Below are 15,137 nucleotides of genomic sequence, written 5' to 3'. Positions count from 1 at the left end.
GCGTATAGTAGGATGTCTTAGCTTCAACAGCTGGATGTCTCATAAAAGATATAAAGCAACGAAGAGAGAACTGTTATGTCTATCCTAAGTTGGGACGATTTCGAAGATGATGAACCGAAACAAGCTGCACAAGCTCACCAGCCTGCGCCCGTCGAGCCGAAAAAAACGGTTGATTCGCAAGTGGTATCTGATGCACAGCAATCATCGCCGAATCTGGCAGCTGCACAACCCGCTCGAACCGCTGGAAGTCGCGGATCAAATCCAACCAATTCAATGGAAAGAGCATCTGCTGCCTTAGAACAGCTGGATGCCGCTCCAGGCTTGGAAGAGCTGGAAATGGGCGCGCAGCGTGTACAGGTTGACGACAAAGCAATGATCAACTGCCGCGCTGACTTAAATCAGCTGGTCCCGTTCAAATACGAATGGGCTTGGCAGAAATATCTTGACGGATGCGCAAACCACTGGATGCCGCAAGAAGTCAACATGAACCATGACATCGCGCTTTGGAAGTCTGAAAACGGCTTAACTGAAGATGAGCGTACTATTGTTATGCGTTCACTGGGTTTCTTCTCGACTGCGGATTCTTTGGTTGCAAACAACTTGGTCTTGGCTATTTACCGCCACATCACCAACCCAGAATGCCGCCAGTACATCTTGCGTCAAGCATTTGAAGAAGCGATTCATACGCATGCTTACCAGTACTGCATCGAATCTTTGGGTATGGATGAAGGCGAAGTCTTCAACATGTACCGTGAAGTACCAAGTGTTGCGCGCAAAGCGGCATGGGGCTTGAAGTATACGCAGTCTTTAAGCGATCCTACTTTCCAAACCGGCACACCTGAAAACGACCAAATTTTGCTTCGCAACTTGATCGCGTTCTACTGTGTGCTTGAAGGCATCTTCTTCTACTGCGGTTTCAGCCAAATCCTGTCGATGGGCCGCCGCAACAAAATGAATGGTGTTGCTGAGCAGTTCCAGTACATTTTACGCGATGAGTCGATGCACTTGAACTTCGGTATCGACATGATCAACCAGATCAAAATCGAAAACCCAGGTTTATGGACGGCTGAATTCCAGCAAGAGATCATTCAAATGATTCTTGAAGGGACCATGCTGGAAATTGAATACGCACGCGATACTATGCCGCGCGGCGTACTGGGCATGAACGCGGCAATGATGGAAGAATACTTGAAATTCATCTGTAACCGCCGTTTAGCTCAGCTGGGCTTGCCTGAACAGTTTGCTGGCGTGAACAATCCATTCCAGTGGATGTCTGAAATGATGGACTTGCGCAAAGAGAAGAACTTCTTCGAAACTCGCGTAACAGATTATCAGACTGGCGGCGCGTTGAGCTGGTAGGAAATCACTTCAGTGAAAATAAAAGCGGAACGTTTTGGTTCCGCTTTTTTTATATAAAAACATTAGAAATACACTTAGTTATGAATATATCAGTTTAAGTTAAAACTATTCTGATAATATAAAACAGTTTAAAAATACATCAATTTAAAAAAACGCATAATAATAGAGGTGAAAATGAAAGGTCAGATTCTAGATTATTCGATTCAAACTAATACAGGCATTATCAGTGCCGATGATCAAAACCGATATGAGTTTATAGGAGCTGAGTGGCGAGGACAAAATGTACCTAAACGGGGTGACCGCGTAGATTTTGACATTAACCCCGAAGGCAAAGCTGTTCAAATATTTACTGCACTGGGCAGCGCCAATCCAATACAAAACTTTTCACAACAGCTTGATAAAATTTCCAATCAAGATCAGTCTGAATCAGAATTTAATATGATTGATTGGTTTGTAAAATGCCTGAAAAATTATGCTAATTTCACAGGGCGTGCACGCCGTAAAGAATTTTGGTTTTTTGTATTAGTTCAATTCATCATACTCATTATTACTCAAATTATTGACTCAATTATTGGAACTGATTTTGTATTGTATGGATTGGTCGCATTGGCACTATTTATTCCAAGTTTAGCCGTATCAGTTCGTCGACTGCATGATATTAATAAATCTGGTTGGTGGTATCTAATTGCTTTAATTCCATTAATTGGAGGAATTTTACTGATTGTCTGGTTTGCAACTGAAACAAAACCTGAACCTAATCAATGGGGACAACCTGCAAAGTAAGTACAAATCATTAGCGCTCATCGATTAGAAAATATCTGCAGTATTATTTTACTCATTCCAAATTTAGCAGCATCAGTATCACCTCCTCTTATTTATTTGGTAAGCAACAAATACCAAAGCCAATATGAACCAAGAGGAACAGCCAGTCCAAGGTCTTAAACAATAAAAAGGCGCACTTAGCGCCTTTTTATTGTTTATCAACTTAACCATATTTACGGGCAAAATCTTCATCTGACGTACATAAGTAAATAATGAATTCAATGAAAGCAACGATTGAAGGGATAAAGGTCCAACAGAAAAGCAGATAAATAATTCCCCAGCCTATTTGACCTAAATAAAATTTATGAATCCCAAATCCACCAAGAAAAAAAGCCAAAATTGCTGCGGCAATTCGGCTTTTTTGACCATATTGAGTACCTAGTGCAGAAGGAACAGATATTTGGTAAATATTAGCCGCTTGCCCTAAGCCTCTAATTTCAAAGTCTACAAACTGTCCTCGAGCAGGATGACTCTGCCCCTTCCAATCGCTACCCGAAAATTGGTAACGATTTTGATCATCGCCACTGATCGCACCCGTATTACTTTGAATGGAGAAATCTAATATTTGCCCTTTCATATTACCCCTCAGTATTTTTGCATTTTTATGTTTGTATTCAAGATTATGCCATGAAATCCTCAAACTCAAAATAAAGCAAATACGTCTATCTGTTTAGCGCCTCAAATAGCATTTAGATAAAATCAGCCTTAGCGCATATACCGCCGCCATGGCAAAAATGGCATACCCCGCAGGCCCAATCAACTGAGGAATACACAATACAATCACCACTGTCAGCGGATAAAGCCATTTCTTCAAACCGCTTTGATGATGCGCTTCATGCAGAATGTACAGACTAGAGGTATACACAATCAGGCTGATCGCCACGAAATAGCTTTCATGCATAGAGCTGATCAGAGCCTCATGCGACACGACATCAACGGCGGCAGCCAGCCCTGCGCCAATGGCCGCAATGCTGATGAACACAAAAAAATGCCCATAGCCCCACGCAAAGGCCATTTTTCGGCTGTTCAGCCTTTCTGCAATCTCACTGTCAAAATAGGCCCACCACATGGTGAACATCATGACCAGACCGCCAATCATCAGAAAAATCAGTTCGGTACTGAAACGCTGATTATTCAAGGCATCGGTAATGGCGATTGAACAGCCGACAATCGACTCCCCCAGCACGATAATCGTCAGCAGCGCATAGCGTTCAGCAATATGATGCGCATGCCACGGCGTGCGGCTGGCCGCTTCTGCAAAAACAGGCACACACAGCTCGGCGGCCGCCAGCAGCGCAAATAAATAGACCGTGAACTGTATCGGCGAAAAGTGAAACAGCAGCCAGCCGCACTGCACCAGAATAATGCCGAAAGCATAACGCAGCGCCGTTTGACGCCGTTCAGCATCATGTTTTGCAACACGGAGCCATTGCGTGACTAAGCTCAGCCGCATAATGGCATAGCCGATGATAATGACATCAAAGTCCTGCTGCTGAAATGCGCTGGGAATGCCTGCAGCAATCACCAGCGAGCCTATAATCTGTATAAAGGTTAAAATTCGGTACAGCGCATCATCATTGTCATAAGCTGAAGCAAACCAGCTGAAATTCATCCACGCCCACCACAGTGCAAAGAACACCATGCCATACAAAGTCAGGCCATGCGCCAAATGATTTTCAATGATGGCATGATGCAGCTGCTGCCCCGCAGTCGCAATCGCCACAACAAAAATTAAATCAAACAGCAATTCTAAAGAAGTTGCGACTCGGTGCTTCTCATGCGGGTCACGCGGCGCAATCGGCTTGAGCCATGCATGAGCGAATGAAAAATAATTTGGCATTTGTTATTCTGACGATTCATGGATTCAGGCAAATTTTTTCAAATTAAATTCGGAGAAACAAGCAGGCTTACAAAATAAATAGTTTTTTCGGTTCCAATTGCTGCCTGCTCATCACACTGCTGGCTGCAAAGGCAATCCAATTAAGGCCGCTTTACTTAAAATAACTTCTTTTATCAAAAAATCAGTGACATACTGCTTTAAAATAAAAACCAATTCTATAATAAATGATTCAAGATTATTTAGAACTGTATCCGCAGGCGCTTTGGGTACAGATTGCACAGCAGCAGATGTCGCTGCTGTCGCCCAGCCAAACCCTGCTTGCGCAAGAAATGTGCCCCATTTCCTTTGACAGCCTAGACAGTTTTGCCGTGAATTACCCCGTTGCGGAACATCATTTTGCACAGCTCTTGCAGCAGGCCAATTTAAAATGGAATGAATTTGGACAGCCGATTGTCTTTATTCAGCTGATGGACCGTACAGAAGCACAGCTGGATGGCATTGAAATTCAAGCCATCCGTGAAATTGCATTAAGCGCCAATGCCCGCATGGTGCAAATATTTTTTAAAAATGGTGAACCTTTAGCGCATGAAAAACTGCCCGTAAAAGCTTCACGCACGTTCCGCATGATGATGATCGGCCTGATTGTGCTGTATCTGATTGCACTGGCCGCCGTGCTGTCACTTGAAAAAACCAGCCCCTCGCTTTAAGCCGGCTGGCTGCAAAGCGATGGAATCACCGCGGCTAAATCGGCAAAGGACTCAATCTGCTTTTTCGGCTGCGCATGCGCCAGTTCTGTTGCGCTGCCGTAACCATAAGTCACAGCTATACTGTCGATGCCATTATGGCGCGCGCCTAACACATCATATTCACGGTCTCCGACCATCAGACATTCTGCGGCGGCCAGCTGTTCCTGCTCTAGAATATAGGCAATCAGCTCTGCCTTATTGGTGCGCTCACCCGACAGCTCGCTGCCGTAAATCCGGCTAAAATACGGCGCTAATTGAAAATGCTCTAAGATCCGCTTGGCATAGACGGTTGGTTTCGCTGTCGCGACATACAGTTTAAAGCCTTGCTGCTTTAAGGCTTCTAGTGTTTCCGGCACATGCGGATAGACCTGATTTTCAAACAGGCCGGTGACCGAAAAGCGCTCTCTATACCCCAGCAAAGCCTGCTCAGCCAAGTGATCATCGAGCGCCACATTAAGAATTTTCGCCAGTGATGCTTTCAGCGGTGGGCCAATAATCCAGTCGATATTGATATGCTCATTAATCGGATGCCCCACTTTTTCCAGCCCATAACGCGCCGATGCAGTAATGCCGACTTTGGGGTCTGTCAACGTTCCATCCAAATCAATCAATATATTTTTAATCACGCCCTGCACCTTATTCGCCACTCTGCAAAATGCACTCGAGTGTTGCCTGAAACTTGCCTATACTAACCCAAATTTTGCATCAGAAGGATTCCATTATGCGGCCAACCGTATTGTGCTTTTCCGGTTTAGACCCCTCTGGCGGCGCTGGGCTGCAGGCGGATATTGAAGCCATTGGCCAAAGCGGCGCGCATGCCGCCATTGCCTGTACAGCATTGACCATTCAAAACTCACAGCAGGTTTTTGGCTTCAGCGCGACCTCTAAAGAGCTGCTGCTGGCGCAGGCGCATGCCGTCGTGAAAGATTTGCCAATCAAATGCGTCAAATCCGGCATGCTGGGCACCACGGACAATATTGCTGCGCTGGCAGAGTTTCTGCAGGAACAGCCGCAATATTTATATGTCTTAGATCCGGTTTTAGTGGCCAATAGCGGCGGCTCATTAGGCGATCAGGATACTTTGGTTAAAGCCTTTGCTGCACTGATTCCACTGGCCACGCTGATTACGCCCAACACCATCGAACTGCGGGCTTTAACCGGTGAACAGGATCTGCAGCGGGCAATCCAAAAACTCTTTGCTATGGGCGCTCAGGCCGTATTGGTCAAAGGCGGCCATGAAGCTACGCCCGAATTCATCCGCAATGCTTTATATGTTCAGGGTGAATTAGTGTCTGAAACCCAATGCCCGCGTTTGGACGGTGAATACCATGGCTCCGGCTGCTCGCTGGCCAGCTATATTGCCGGACGGCTGGCCTTAGGGGATGATGTAAAAACTGCCGTGCATCATGCCGAAGTCTGGCTTTTTGGTGTATTGAAGAATGCTGAAACACCTGTGCCAAACGGGCAGAAAATTCCTAAGCGCTTTTAGCTCTAAATATAGCTAGCTGCATTTCACATCAAAAAATAAGCGCCCGTTGGGGCGCTTTTTATTGCGCAGCCTGTACTTTTGAAATAAACACAGGCATTTGCCATGCACTGCCAGCAAAGCCTTTGCATTGCGCCTGAATGGCTTTGTAGGTTTGCACAAAACGGCTGCCATTCCACGCCCATTCTTCTTGCGAACCGCAATCAGCCAGGCCGCGCCCTTTTTGCACTGCAAAAATTTGCCCTTCACTGAAACTGGAGCCTGATACTGTCACCAGCTGGCGGGTTTGCTGCAATGCGCTGTCCATCACCCAATAGCCATATCCATAATTGTAAGCGCCGCGCCAGCACGGCGCTTCGACCACAACATTTTGACGGTTCAGCGGGTAAATCGTGATTTGATCTTCCGGCAGATAATTCTGCTCATACAGCGTCCAGCAGCTGTCTTTATTTACTGACTTCCTGAATTCCTGCACCAGTTTTTGGGCCTCTGCAGCATTCACATCCAAATGCTTTGCTATGCCGCGGCGGTAATTCTTAATGAGGATCAAAGGCAAAGCCTGCGGTTTCAGCACTGCACTATTAGGCTGATTGCCTTTACGAGTCAAAGCAGAAGGCGTTCCCAGCCTTTTTTGTACAGTATCCATTTTCAGCAAAACGGCACTGGCGCCTGCTGGCGATAACGCCCACTCAGTCTGCTCTGCTGTCCAAATGATGGACGCTGCGCTTTGCACAGCCTGAAGCAATGCGGCTGTCTGCACGGCAGACAGCTTGCCTTCTCCGGTCTGCTCATGGATTGCCACTGTGCCATAGCTGCGCCCCAGCATATGCACAGCCAAGCGTTTTCCGCGTGCCGGCAGCTGTTCTGGATCAATTTTCACCCAAGCCGTAAGCGGCGCATTTGCTCCAGCAGCCCGCTGCAGCAATACAGAAACTGGCCGTTCTAAATGATCATCGGCCTGATAGCCCGCAGCGCGGCAAGTACCGGTATTGTCACAGGCCAGCTCCCAGTCCTTATACAGAAAATGCGTGCCTGAAATGGTTTCCGCAGCGCTGAGTTGACTGACGCTGTACAGACTGAAAAATGCAAAACTCAGGGCAACATGCAGCGGCAGAGGCTTATGGCGTATCATCATGGCTGCACTCTCAATTTTTGGACATTCTCTCAGAATACTGAATAATGCCTTGCAATCAAAGTTCAATACAAAATTTCAGATGCCCGCCATACAAAGCATTCATATTTTTACACTTTAGCTAAAAACTCCTGCTACGCACCATGCCATCAAACTGCAGGCAATCGTCCACACGTATGCGCTGTACCGCGCTTAACTCCTCCAAGGCAAACCAGCGGTAAGTAGAATGTTCTTCGCTCAGCTGAATCTGCGCATTTTCCGGCAAAGCGCAGCGGAAAATAAAAGCATGTGAACAAACCGCGGCATGAAAATAAACGCCGGACAAATAAGCCACATCGACTGCACAGCCTAATTCTTCCTGACACTCCCGCAGCAGCGCCTGATGAATGGTCTCGCCCATATCCAAACCGCCGCCAGGCAGGCCCCAGGCATGATCCGCATAATTTGCCTTGAGCAGAAGCACCTGATGCTGCGCGTTGACAATAACTGCATGCGCACTCATTCGATAAAAATCATGAAACCCCATAATCGCCTCTGCAGCTCAACCCAATACCCAGCCTGCCATTGTCCAATATTCATGCATTTATTTCATCTGCTCCAGTTTCAGCATAGCGGCATCCAGCCCGATCAGCATTAAAACCTGCAGCGAGGCCTTAAACTTCACTGAATCATTTTCGCTCATGACACAGATATTTTATTGCTAGAGCCAAAACTATCCAAAGCCAAACCCGCTGTGCTGTGCAACAGCTGGCCTGCATCAAAGCCGATGCTGTTATTTAGGAAATGGAGAAATGCTAGGCGGGTGTCTACAGCCGCTCTTTTGCATTTTGCTGGCTGCCATTCACAGCCAGCGAAAAAAGGAACTGAAAGTTGAAATCCGCATTTTCGGCTGCGGCTTTATTTTTGCTGGATGTTCATGCAAATTGTTTTTGATGATTCATTGGACTGTCCTCAATCAATGAGGCGCGCATAGCCGGTAAGCCCGAAAATTTAAATTGATAAAATCTGCAGCGCGGCCTAAATATTCCACTCCATAGACACTATCGATTCAACAGGATGCGGCAAAGAAACATGCTGATGAATAATTTTCCATTTTCCACTTTTTTTCCTGAGGCAAATGGTCGTTCTGCACCAGACAACGCCAGGAGTCGGCTTACCGCTTTCAACATCAATTTTGCAAAAACCATGCACAAATGCCATGTCTGGCTCAGCATGTATATTCAGCTGATCACGGAAGACCCGCAGGCCAGTTCTAAAATAGTCCTCGTATGCGCTCCAAACCTTTTGATAAGAGCTAAGCCCTTGCAGTTCCATCGTCACATCAAACAAATTGACCTCTGCAGCGCAGTGCTCCGCAATTTGATTCATATCTAAGCTGCAAATGGCTTTATCCCAACTGTTTAAGACAGCTAGAATTTCAAGTCCCGCAGATTGATCACCGGTTATTTTCACTCTGTCCCTCCCATATATTTAAAGAGTTCCTTTTTTTTGGCAATTGTTGCCAAATCTGGCTGTATTGTAGATCTATTATTAATTTTAGTTTAAAAGCATATTAAACTAGCGAATATATTATAAATTAATTTGGCAACTGGATATTCACTATTTTCCAGCTAAGATTAGAACGCCGCATTTCAACATGCGTTATTTCGCCCGCATCATTCGGCACAGCGATTTCAAAACTGTTCAGACCAGTGTAGTGCGCTTTCATCTTGGGTTTAGGCCGTTTTTCCTGAGCATCAAGGCTGGATTGTTCCGCTGTTCCTTGCGCATCCATTTCAGGCTTGGCAAGGTCTTGCTCAATTTTTTCTGATTGGCTGGCTGCTGATGCCTGCTGCGCAAGAAGATTGCGGATTGATTCAGGCATTGCCGCAGAATTCTCCGTCAGGCTTTGCTGCAAGGATTCTTTTAGCCCCTTGCCCTGCATTAATAAAAATATGGTGTGCTCATTTACCGCCGCATCGACGGCTTGAGTACTGATTACACTGCTCAATTGATGGCCCCACTTTTGCAAAGCGCCAGGCAAATGTTCAAGTCCCGCTGCTGCACTCAATTTTTGCTCAATTTGCGGCTGCAAACTTTTTTTGACTTGGTCGAAATCAATATATTTGGCAATGCCGGCAGCATCATTCTGCTGATACGCCTGATTGATTTGGTACAGCACCCAATAAGGCGAAGCAAAAAACAGGATGAGCGCGGCCATGACCATGCCGGCAAGTGCAAATTTTAAAGCTTTCATGTTCTGTATTGGCTCCAGCCTTGCCCTGAATAACGCAAAAAAGCATGCCGAAACATGCTTTTTCACGCTCATGCAGACAGGATATGTGATTGCATCCTGCCTGCACAACAGCGATTGATTAACCAATTAAATCCTTAATGGTTTCACTGCTGCCATTATTTTTAACTGATTCAATGCCTTTATCCCGCGACTGCTCACTGCCGTAGAATTGACTGGTGCCAATAATCTGATGATTGGCCGCTTTCAAATTAAAATACGGCTTGCCGTTTTTCGCCTCTAAGCGTTCATAACGGCTATCGTCTGAACTGTTCTTCTGAACAGATTCTATCCCATTGTGCGCTGAAGCTTTGGCTTTATACAATTCACTGGTCAAAATGACTTCACCGTTGCCTGCTTTAAGCACAAAACGGAACTGCCCGTCACTTGCCTGACTAAGTTCATACCACCCCGCCATCTCACACCTCTTTTCGTTATAAAGTTTGTATTCGATAGAATTACATTGTCTAAAATTTATTCTATTATTATGAATATAATTGAAATTTATCAAAGAAAACAATACTTTTTATTTCAGCTCAAGGCACTTCCCATCCGTCAGGAATAAACTACAAATATTGTTATTTTTCAAAAAATTAAATAAAAAATAAAACAAAACAAATGCAGCAGCTGCTGCATTTGCTTTGTTGTTTTTATTTTAAAATATGCTTGCTGTACGTTTCTTTATTTATTTCAAGCATTTCTACACAGGCCTGAATGCGCAAATTTTCCCGGGCCGGCACCTGCTGCCGTAGCACCTGCAATAACAGCGCTGAAATCTCCTGCTGCACCGCGATGCTCCGGCCAGTCAATAAAGAGACTTTCGCATGCAGATACGCTTCACCGCCATCCTCTCCCAAACCAATCACGTAGGCTTGCTGGCACACTGCACGGCTTTTAATGTCAGATAAATCGCTGACATGGCCAGATTCAAAAAAAGCGCGGTTTAAAGCTGCCAGAACAGGCTTAGCGTCAAAGGGCTGAAGGTTCTCAGAATATTCCAAATGGATATGCGGCATGGTCATAGGCCTCTTAAATGTTTCAGGCTATTATGCCTTGCCAAAGCAGCGTGCGCTGAATGATTTGCCTCAAACAGCGCATTTATAGAGCAATGCAGCTGAAACTTCACTTACGCTTTTTTTACATACTCAGATTTCAATTTCATTGCGCCAATGCCGTCAATTTTGCAGTCAATGTCATGGCCATCGGCAGCATCGGTCAGCAGGCGAATATTTTTCACTTTAGTGCCTACCTTAACCACAGAAGATGAGCCTTTAATTTTCAAATCTTTAATCACAGTCACAGTATCGCCGTCAGCCAGCACATTGCCATTGGCATCGCTGATCACGCTTTGCGCATCGCCGTCTGCGGCCTCGCCCTCTTTCCATTCATATGAACATTCAGGGCAAATCAGCAAATCGCCATCTTCATAGGCATATTCTGACTGGCATTTTGGGCATAGGGGTAAAGACATGGCAACCTCAAAAAAAGAAAAAAAGAAAAAACGGAAAAACAAAAAGAGCCGCCGCAGCGCTCAAAGCACGTACTATATCACTTTTAATTTTCAGCCACTTAAATCACGTAAATATTTTAAGGTTTTATTCCGCTTTCGGGAGGTTTTCCTCTGCGCTACGCTGTTCCAATAGAGCCGAAAGGATTGCCTATTGTTCTAAAATTTTCTTCAGTACATCGGCATGGCTTTTTCCAGTATTTTTAGCCGCTGTCAGCAACGTCACTTTATGCTGACGCGCCAAATCACGCAGCTGCTGCATGGCTTCGTGCTGTCCTGCCAGTTCCGCCGCATAACGCTGCTGAAACTCGGGCCAGCGCTGTTCAATATCCTGATGATACCACTTGCGCAATTCATTGGAAGGCGTCAATGTTTTAGGCCAGCCGTCCAGCAGCGCCTGTTCTTTTTTTATGCCTCTGGGCCAGAGGCGGTCAATGAAGATCCGCTTGCCGTCTGCGGCATCAGCAGGGTCATAAATCCGTTTAATCTGTATATCCATAGACCGCTTTACTCATCCGGAATAGCGGGGTTGACTAAAAAAGACAGCAGCTGCAGCGACTCCTGCCAGCCTAAATAGCAGGCATCGGCTGGGATCACGTCAGGCAGCCCCGTTTGGGTAATTCTAACTTCAGTTCCCACACTGACTTCTTTGAATTCAATAGTCACTTCAATTTCACCCGCCAATTCAGGCGCGTCAAAGTGATCGGTATAGCGCAAAAGCTGATTTGGTATCACCTGATGGTATTTGCCGTGAAAAGAATGCTTGGTTCCTGTAGAAAAATTAGTAAAATGCATCCGGTAACTGCCGCCTGTCGATATTTCAGCATACTCAACATGCGCGCTGAAACCATGCGGCGGCATCCATTTCACTAAAGCGTCTGGGTCTGTAAATGCACGGAACACCCGCTCTGGCGGGGCACTGAAAACGCGATGCAGCTGTACGGTATTTTTCATTGTTTTTCTCCACGGTCATCATATTCATGATGTCATGCATTTGCGCTATTGCTATCAATTTATCCGCCTGCCTAAAAATGATCCAGCGCTTTTCTGTAGGATAATTGAACAGCAATCATTTTTTACATCTGACTGTGGGCAGGAGCCTGCTGCGCTTTTACCGATGCAGGATGGATTAAAAAAAGCCTGGCGATTTCAGCGCGAGGCTTTCATTTAACTGCAGCGTCAACGTTTAATTCAGCTTTCCGTCTGCATTTTCAGCATCGAATGCGGCGTCTTCGTCATCCTCTTCGAGATCGTCATCATATACATAGGCCATGCAGCCCCAGCCGTCATATTCACCTGAAAACTGCCCTGCAATTTTGGTAAACCATTCTTCTAAATCGACAATATCGGCATACTCAGGCTCCATGTACACATAAATGGTAATGATCCATTCACCCGATTCCTCATCTTCAAACAGGCTGATTTTCTGTTCTTCTTTCAGCAGGTAAATGGCGCATTGGTCAGCTTTCTCTTCATGCTGAAAGGCAATGGAATATTCAATTTCATGCGCTACGCTCAGATCATCGCCATCTTCAAGCATTTGCCATAATACATTGCCATTATCATCATCTGGGAATTGCTGGTAATCGCGTGTCATATATTGTCCTTATTCTGCTTTTGTTGTGCCGCTTTTAGATTAGCCGAAATTTGCTGCTGTTTGGAGATTTATTACGCAGCATTTTTCGATCAGCATGCTTCATCCTGCTCAAGTATTTGGCGGTCAGGCGCTTCCTGCATTAAGGCCATAAACTTCAGCTCTTCCAGCCTTAAATTTAAGTATGACTCGTACAGCTGCGCATGGCTGAAATGATTGCCATGAAAGTTGATCAGCTGATAATCATCCCGCAGCTCCTGCAGCAGCTGGCCCACATTTTCGCCATTCAGCAATGATAAATACAAGTCCGCTTTTGCATTAAACACCAATGCAACCAATGCAATCGCGGCCTGACAGCGGTTCTCATCCAGATAATGGCATTCGGCAACCCGCCCGGCATGATTCGCTTCCTGAATTTGGGCGCGCAGCTGCAGTAAATGCTGCGCGGCATCTGAGCCGCTGTAGCCGTCAATCAGCTGTTTCTGCAAATGCTGAATGGGCGCAAAATAATGCTGCTGATAGCCGTTAATTTTCCGTTCCAGCGCCTGCATAACGTCATCGCGCTCCTGCAGCGCCTGCGCTTGCCCCCAATAGGCTTTGAGTTTTTCCTGCGCTTTTTGCTCGATATAGGCTTGGGTTGTGTGCTGATGCGCTGTCAAAAAATCCTTGACCTGCGCGATTTGCTCTTTGATCTCATTCAGCATGATTTCAGCGTTCATTTTCGTCAGCTCAATAAAGCTGTCGGCCTGCAGGCGGCGGGTGATCACATATTTTTCGATATCTAATACATGCTGATACTGGCTGAGCTGATTGACAGAAACCTTTAAGCCGCTGAGCTGAATCCGCAGCTGCGTCATATCATATTTCATCTCATTGGCCTGCTGTTCATGCTGGTTCAGCTCATTGCGGGCATGCGCTAAATTGTCCTGCAAGGCATTTGATAATTGGCGGCTTTTCTTCAGCTGCTGCCAAGTGAACAGCAATAATGCTGTCAGCACAGCCAGCAGTGCAATGAACATAATATACGGATACGGCATCGCTGCTCCTCGGCATGAGGAATTTCACCCTCTTGCGTTCATTTATGCAGATGATCTTTTCTTTATAATGAATAGGCGATCCTGAATAAGCTTTCAACAGCTGAGCGGTAAAATACGATTAGCGGACAAGCGCCATGATTCTTAAATAAGCTTATCTTTTTTATTGTCTTTTTTATTATTGCTGAAGCTGCTTTGTTTCAATGGAAATATTTTGAAAAACAAAAACTGATTTTATAAACATTTGATATTAGCCAAGTTTTCATTTTAATTGTCTTTCATTTTTAGTGTTATTTTCTGCGCGGCAGCATGATCAGGCATCCAACAGCCTGCTGGGCCGCGCCAGCAACACAATCATTCCAAGCGCCTGCCGCCAGCCGTTCTCGGCGCATTCGCCAAGGCAAACCGCGCAGCTGAAGCCTGAATAATTTCCACTGTTCTTAAAACGGTACATTGCCATTAATTTCGACGGCTTTCCCGCTCAAAGGCTGGATAAAAGCCAAATAGCTGGCGTGCAGCGCCATGCGCTTTAAAGGGCTCTGCGCGGCATTCGGATGATAGATTTTATCGCCGGTAATGGGATGTCCAATATGCATCATATGCACCCGCAGCTGATGCGATCTGCCTGTAATCGGCGTCAGCAGCACACGGCTGACTGCTTGCGCATCATCATAGCTCAGCCCTCGATACAGCGTTTGCGCAGGCTTGCCCAATTCATAATGCACCATTTGCCGCGGCCGGTTTTCCCAATCTGTAATTAACGGTTCATTGACGCTGCCTGCGCCTTCCAGCCGGCCTTGCACTAAAGCAATATAATTCTTCTTCACGGTCCGCGCCTGAAACATTTTGCTGACCGCCACTTCCGCATCGCGGTGCTTGGCAAACATCAGTATGCCTGAGGTTGCCATATCCAAGCGGTGGGTAATTTTAGCATTCGGAAATTTCTCCACCACGCGCAGATAAGCGCTGTCCTGATGCTCAGGCAGCCGCCCCGGCACAGACAGCAGCCCTGCAGGCTTATCAATCACCACCAGATCATCATCTTCATAGACAATCATCAGCGGCTGTTGCGGAGGCATATAGATAAAGTTGTCGTCTAAGGGCATAGCGCTGCAATACTGGGAAAATTTTGGCGCAACATAGCAACTGCATTTTCATGTGTCAATGTCTGGAACAGATTCCGCATTCAGCAATGCTGGATGGCCAATTTTAAGTTGGGCTGAAAATGAAACGATGAGCGGTTTGAAATAAAAAGCGGTAATCTTTATTGTTTTTATCATTTTATTAGAACGGAATTTTAAGGGCGGTGTAAGAGAAAACGGAATCGTTTACTTCAACTATCCTG

20 protein-coding genes are annotated in these 15,137 nt (G+C 45.9%); 5 read left to right on the top strand and 15 right to left on the bottom strand.

Annotated features, from left to right (window positions below):
* The first annotated feature begins 75 nt into the window (after window positions 1-75).
* Both OKC24_RS00100 and OKC24_RS00095 read left to right on the top strand, forming a co-directional pair.
* Entirely contained in the window at window positions 76-1,359 is a 1,284-nt protein-coding gene (locus OKC24_RS00100) for a ribonucleotide-diphosphate reductase subunit beta (protein WP_005007934.1), read from the top strand.
* 174 nt (window positions 1,360-1,533) lie between these two features.
* Window positions 1,534-2,142 carry a DUF805 domain-containing protein gene (locus tag OKC24_RS00095; protein WP_131276048.1) on the top strand — a complete coding sequence of 203 codons (609 nt, stop codon included), beginning with the start codon at window positions 1,534-1,536 and terminating at the stop codon, window positions 2,140-2,142.
* A gap of 202 nt (window positions 2,143-2,344) precedes the next feature.
* On the opposite strand, the gene OKC24_RS00090 is transcribed toward OKC24_RS00095, so the two are convergent.
* Both OKC24_RS00090 and OKC24_RS00085 read right to left on the bottom strand, forming a co-directional pair.
* The gene (locus tag OKC24_RS00090; RefSeq protein WP_213073341.1) at window positions 2,345-2,758 is read right to left on the bottom strand and encodes a TM2 domain-containing protein; all 414 of its coding nucleotides are present in this window, start codon (window positions 2,756-2,758) and stop codon (window positions 2,345-2,347) included.
* 93 nt (window positions 2,759-2,851) lie between these two features.
* Window positions 2,852-4,021 carry a low temperature requirement protein A gene (locus tag OKC24_RS00085; RefSeq protein WP_265464459.1) on the bottom strand — a complete coding sequence of 390 codons (1,170 nt, stop codon included), beginning with the start codon at window positions 4,019-4,021 and terminating at the stop codon, window positions 2,852-2,854.
* 224 nt (window positions 4,022-4,245) lie between these two features.
* Here OKC24_RS00085 and OKC24_RS00080 point away from each other — a divergent pair, with 224 nt between their 5' ends.
* Window positions 4,246-4,728 carry a hypothetical protein gene (locus OKC24_RS00080; protein ID WP_131276049.1) on the top strand — a complete coding sequence of 161 codons (483 nt, stop codon included), beginning with the start codon at window positions 4,246-4,248 and terminating at the stop codon, window positions 4,726-4,728.
* On the opposite strand, the gene OKC24_RS00075 is transcribed toward OKC24_RS00080, so the two are convergent.
* Window positions 4,725-5,393 carry an HAD family hydrolase gene (locus OKC24_RS00075; protein WP_131276050.1) on the bottom strand — a complete coding sequence of 223 codons (669 nt, stop codon included), beginning with the start codon at window positions 5,391-5,393 and terminating at the stop codon, window positions 4,725-4,727. The genes OKC24_RS00080 and OKC24_RS00075 overlap by 4 nt on opposite strands.
* Before the next feature lie 95 nt (window positions 5,394-5,488).
* Here OKC24_RS00075 and OKC24_RS00070 point away from each other — a divergent pair, with 95 nt between their 5' ends.
* Complete coding sequence (locus tag OKC24_RS00070; RefSeq protein ID WP_131276051.1) at window positions 5,489-6,256, top strand: hydroxymethylpyrimidine/phosphomethylpyrimidine kinase; 768 nt, start codon at window positions 5,489-5,491, stop codon at window positions 6,254-6,256.
* A 58-nt stretch (window positions 6,257-6,314) separates the two neighbouring features.
* Here the strand turns inward: OKC24_RS00070 and OKC24_RS00065 are convergent, their stop codons facing one another.
* The 11 genes from OKC24_RS00065 to OKC24_RS00015 form a co-directional block, all read right to left on the bottom strand.
* On the bottom strand, window positions 6,315-7,388 hold the full coding sequence (locus OKC24_RS00065) for a DUF1176 domain-containing protein (RefSeq protein WP_131276052.1): 1,074 nt from the start codon (window positions 7,386-7,388) through the stop codon (window positions 6,315-6,317).
* Window positions 7,389-7,506: 118 nt separating this feature from the next.
* Complete coding sequence (locus OKC24_RS00060; protein WP_131276053.1) at window positions 7,507-7,911, bottom strand: NUDIX hydrolase; 405 nt, start codon at window positions 7,909-7,911, stop codon at window positions 7,507-7,509.
* Window positions 7,912-8,402: 491 nt separating this feature from the next.
* The gene (locus OKC24_RS00055; protein WP_130144261.1) at window positions 8,403-8,837 is read right to left on the bottom strand and encodes a YybH family protein; all 435 of its coding nucleotides are present in this window, start codon (window positions 8,835-8,837) and stop codon (window positions 8,403-8,405) included.
* A gap of 124 nt (window positions 8,838-8,961) precedes the next feature.
* The gene (locus OKC24_RS00050; RefSeq protein ID WP_131276054.1) at window positions 8,962-9,621 is read right to left on the bottom strand and encodes a DUF2939 domain-containing protein; all 660 of its coding nucleotides are present in this window, start codon (window positions 9,619-9,621) and stop codon (window positions 8,962-8,964) included.
* A 118-nt stretch (window positions 9,622-9,739) separates the two neighbouring features.
* Entirely contained in the window at window positions 9,740-10,075 is a 336-nt protein-coding gene (locus OKC24_RS00045; RefSeq protein ID WP_130144263.1) for a YegP family protein, read from the bottom strand.
* Window positions 10,076-10,307: 232 nt separating this feature from the next.
* Window positions 10,308-10,673 (bottom strand): 5-carboxymethyl-2-hydroxymuconate Delta-isomerase, encoded by a 366-nt coding sequence (locus tag OKC24_RS00040; protein ID WP_131276055.1) that lies wholly within the window; start codon window positions 10,671-10,673, stop codon window positions 10,308-10,310.
* A gap of 110 nt (window positions 10,674-10,783) precedes the next feature.
* On the bottom strand, window positions 10,784-11,128 hold the full coding sequence (locus OKC24_RS00035) for a zinc ribbon domain-containing protein YjdM (RefSeq protein WP_130144264.1): 345 nt from the start codon (window positions 11,126-11,128) through the stop codon (window positions 10,784-10,786).
* A 187-nt stretch (window positions 11,129-11,315) separates the two neighbouring features.
* A complete protein-coding gene (locus OKC24_RS00030; protein WP_130144265.1) occupies window positions 11,316-11,663 on the bottom strand; it encodes a DUF488 domain-containing protein in 348 nt (115 codons plus the stop codon).
* Window positions 11,664-11,671: 8 nt separating this feature from the next.
* Window positions 11,672-12,118 (bottom strand): SRPBCC family protein, encoded by a 447-nt coding sequence (locus tag OKC24_RS00025; protein ID WP_130144266.1) that lies wholly within the window; start codon window positions 12,116-12,118, stop codon window positions 11,672-11,674.
* A gap of 232 nt (window positions 12,119-12,350) precedes the next feature.
* Window positions 12,351-12,761: a ribonuclease E inhibitor RraB gene (locus OKC24_RS00020; protein WP_005007888.1), complete on the bottom strand. Its 411-nt coding sequence runs from the start codon at window positions 12,759-12,761 to the stop codon at window positions 12,351-12,353.
* Window positions 12,762-12,850: 89 nt separating this feature from the next.
* Entirely contained in the window at window positions 12,851-13,795 is a 945-nt protein-coding gene (locus tag OKC24_RS00015; protein ID WP_131276056.1) for an SNIPE associated domain-containing protein, read from the bottom strand.
* Between the two features lie 284 nt (window positions 13,796-14,079).
* On the opposite strand from OKC24_RS00015, the gene OKC24_RS00010 reads away from it, so the two are divergent.
* Window positions 14,080-14,220: a hypothetical protein gene (locus OKC24_RS00010; RefSeq protein WP_165499122.1), complete on the top strand. Its 141-nt coding sequence runs from the start codon at window positions 14,080-14,082 to the stop codon at window positions 14,218-14,220.
* 12 nt (window positions 14,221-14,232) lie between these two features.
* On the opposite strand, the gene OKC24_RS00005 is transcribed toward OKC24_RS00010, so the two are convergent.
* Window positions 14,233-14,898, bottom strand: a complete 666-nt coding sequence (locus tag OKC24_RS00005) for a pseudouridine synthase (RefSeq protein ID WP_131276057.1) — start codon at window positions 14,896-14,898, stop codon at window positions 14,233-14,235.
* Between the last annotated feature and the right edge of the window lie 239 nt (window positions 14,899-15,137).

Source organism: Acinetobacter entericus (genome assembly GCF_026168575.1).
Lineage (GTDB): Bacteria > Pseudomonadota > Gammaproteobacteria > Pseudomonadales > Moraxellaceae > Acinetobacter > Acinetobacter bouvetii.
Note: the sequence above shows the minus strand (reverse complement) of the source record. Positions and strands in the feature narration are given on the sequence as shown.

What these genes read in the sequence shown, in the direction of transcription:
- OKC24_RS00100 (WP_005007934.1), top strand. Translation starts at nt 76, where the DNA reads ATGTCTATCCTAAGTTGGGACGATTTCGAAGATGATGAACCGAAACAA.
- OKC24_RS00095 (WP_131276048.1), top strand. Translation starts at nt 1,534, where the DNA reads ATGAAAGGTCAGATTCTAGATTATTCGATTCAAACTAATACAGGCATT.
- OKC24_RS00090 (WP_213073341.1), bottom strand. Translation starts at nt 2,758, where the DNA reads ATGAAAGGGCAAATATTAGATTTCTCCATTCAAAGTAATACGGGTGCG.
- OKC24_RS00085 (WP_265464459.1), bottom strand. Translation starts at nt 4,021, where the DNA reads ATGCCAAATTATTTTTCATTCGCTCATGCATGGCTCAAGCCGATTGCG.
- OKC24_RS00080 (WP_131276049.1), top strand. Translation starts at nt 4,246, where the DNA reads ATGATTCAAGATTATTTAGAACTGTATCCGCAGGCGCTTTGGGTACAG.
- OKC24_RS00070 (WP_131276051.1), top strand. Translation starts at nt 5,489, where the DNA reads ATGCGGCCAACCGTATTGTGCTTTTCCGGTTTAGACCCCTCTGGCGGC.
- OKC24_RS00065 (WP_131276052.1), bottom strand. Translation starts at nt 7,388, where the DNA reads ATGATGATACGCCATAAGCCTCTGCCGCTGCATGTTGCCCTGAGTTTT.
- OKC24_RS00060 (WP_131276053.1), bottom strand. Translation starts at nt 7,911, where the DNA reads ATGGGGTTTCATGATTTTTATCGAATGAGTGCGCATGCAGTTATTGTC.
- OKC24_RS00050 (WP_131276054.1), bottom strand. Translation starts at nt 9,621, where the DNA reads ATGAAAGCTTTAAAATTTGCACTTGCCGGCATGGTCATGGCCGCGCTC.
- OKC24_RS00045 (WP_130144263.1), bottom strand. Translation starts at nt 10,075, where the DNA reads ATGGCGGGGTGGTATGAACTTAGTCAGGCAAGTGACGGGCAGTTCCGT.
- OKC24_RS00040 (WP_131276055.1), bottom strand. Translation starts at nt 10,673, where the DNA reads ATGCCGCATATCCATTTGGAATATTCTGAGAACCTTCAGCCCTTTGAC.
- OKC24_RS00035 (WP_130144264.1), bottom strand. Translation starts at nt 11,128, where the DNA reads ATGTCTTTACCCCTATGCCCAAAATGCCAGTCAGAATATGCCTATGAA.
- OKC24_RS00030 (WP_130144265.1), bottom strand. Translation starts at nt 11,663, where the DNA reads ATGGATATACAGATTAAACGGATTTATGACCCTGCTGATGCCGCAGAC.
- OKC24_RS00025 (WP_130144266.1), bottom strand. Translation starts at nt 12,118, where the DNA reads ATGAAAAATACCGTACAGCTGCATCGCGTTTTCAGTGCCCCGCCAGAG.
- OKC24_RS00020 (WP_005007888.1), bottom strand. Translation starts at nt 12,761, where the DNA reads ATGACACGCGATTACCAGCAATTCCCAGATGATGATAATGGCAATGTA.
- OKC24_RS00015 (WP_131276056.1), bottom strand. Translation starts at nt 13,795, where the DNA reads ATGCCGTATCCGTATATTATGTTCATTGCACTGCTGGCTGTGCTGACA.
- OKC24_RS00005 (WP_131276057.1), bottom strand. Translation starts at nt 14,898, where the DNA reads ATGCCCTTAGACGACAACTTTATCTATATGCCTCCGCAACAGCCGCTG.